The following is a 541-nucleotide window of genomic DNA, read 5'->3' on the forward strand; positions in this document are numbered from 1 at the left end:
GGCCTGGGCGGCCTCGGCATGGGTCAGGGCGAATTCGCTGATCAGCCGCTGCAGGGCTTCGGCTTCCTCGAGCGGGTTGAGGTCTTCGCGCTGGATGTTCTCGATCAGCGCCATCGCGATGACCGTGCGGTCTTCCAGCTCGCGCACCACCACCGGCACTTCGTCCAGGCCGGCCAGCTGCGACGCGCGCCAGCGGCGTTCGCCGGCCACGATCTCGAAGCTGTCCGGGCCGAGCTGGCGGACCAGGATCGGCTGGATCACGCCCTGGGCCTTGATCGACTCGGCCAGCTCGGCGAGCTTGGTTTCGTCCATGTCGCGGCGCGGCTGGTATTTGCCCGGCTGCAGATGGCCCACCGGCAGCTTGCGCAGGAGTTCACCCGGCTGCGGTTCGACCACGGCCGCTGCCTGCACCTGTGTCACCGCCCCCTTGGGCCCCAACAGCGCGTCGAGGCCACGGCCGAGGCCGCGTTTCTTGCCGAGGGCAGGCTTGGTGCTCATCAGGCGGTCTCCATGGCCTTGTCGGCCTTCTTGCGTTGGTTGT

At 68.8% G+C, this 541-nt stretch carries 1 protein-coding gene; it reads right to left on the reverse strand.

Annotated elements, in window-relative coordinates; genetic code table 11:
- The coding region (locus AAE045_RS23175) for a ParB/RepB/Spo0J family partition protein (RefSeq protein WP_455549676.1) at window positions 1-498 on the reverse strand (498 nt) is incomplete at its 3' end.
- Between the last annotated feature and the right edge of the window lie 43 nt (window positions 499-541).

Origin of the sequence: Dryocola clanedunensis (assembly GCF_038405435.1) — a bacterium.
Lineage (GTDB): Bacteria > Pseudomonadota > Gammaproteobacteria > Enterobacterales > Enterobacteriaceae > Dryocola > Dryocola clanedunensis_A.